Origin of the sequence: Vibrio sp. YT-18 (assembly GCF_033337345.1) — a bacterium.
Classification (GTDB): domain Bacteria; phylum Pseudomonadota; class Gammaproteobacteria; order Enterobacterales; family Vibrionaceae; genus Vibrio; species Vibrio alginolyticus.
In genome coordinates, this window is the sequence record NZ_JAWOQO010000231.1 from 1 (window position 1) to 1,101 (window position 1,101).

1 protein-coding gene is annotated in these 1,101 nt (G+C 42.6%); it reads right to left on the reverse strand.

Going from position 1 to position 1,101, the window contains the following annotated elements; all coding sequences use genetic code 11:
* A partial coding sequence (locus R7M72_RS25625) for a GumC family protein (RefSeq protein WP_318056532.1) occupies window positions 1-1,101 on the reverse strand: 1,101 nt, incomplete at both ends.

Below are 1,101 nucleotides of genomic sequence, written 5' to 3' on the forward strand. Positions count from 1 at the left end.
AGCAAAACCGAAGAATGTGGCGATAAGCACCAGTTTCATTCGTTGTGGCGCGACAGGAAACAGTGGAATGATCGCGTTATCAGTAAAGCGAGCGGTCACATTTTTGTAATCGCTAGTAGCGCTGGTTTCTTTTTCTCGATTTAGGAAAGCTTCGTAAAGATCTTTGTTTGACTCTACTTCTCGTTTCAATTGCTCATAGCGCGCCTTTTGCGAACCCAATGATTGGAAATCTGATTTTTTTCTGTTCAGTTCTTCGCGCAACATGTCTTCTTGAGCTTTCGCTGCAAGTAAGTCTTGTTGCTTACTAAAAGAGATTTCGCGAATCAATTGCTGAGTTCGCTCTTGAATAGAGGCGAGTTGCGCTTTCGCTTGGACCATTCGATCGTGTTTTGGTCCATAACGTTGCGCCAGTTCAGAAACGTTCTTCGCAGCTTGGGCTTCGGAAAGTTTTAAATCACGAATCTGAGCTTGATTGGCAAACTCGTCAATGGACAGCAGGCTATCAAGATTCTGAGAAGATTTTCTTTTTAGTAGTTGGATCAAGGTTTGCGCTTCGATACGCTTATTGACAGCGGTATTGAGTTTACGGTTAAGCTCTTCTAGTTCGTTGGCGTAGATGTCGTCGATGCCGTTGATATCAATCAGGCCTTCTTTGAGCAAAAACTCTTGCAAAGCATGCTCTGATTTTTTTAAGCGCTCTTCGAGTTTTTGAGAGTTATTAGTCAGCCATGTTGCTGCATTTTGAGTCACTACGAGCTTGGCTTCGAAGTTGGCATCAATATAAGCCTGACCAACCGCGTTCGCGACTCTTGTTGCTAACTTTGGATCGGCAGAACGAAAGCTAATTCGCACTAACTGTGTGTTACGAACAGGTTCAATTTCTAGCTTTCTTTTGAAGGCTTGAAGTGCTTGATAGTAAGACTCAGAGTATTGTGATGTCTCTTTTGGGCTAGGAGAGACATTCAATAAATCTTGTACTAACGGGACTGCTTTGATGTCGTCGATTTTTTGTTTTAGTCCACCGGAGCTCGTAAATTCAGGGTGTTGAGTTAAATTCAGTTCATTAATGACTTTGTCGGCAATGTGGTTGGATTTCAGAAT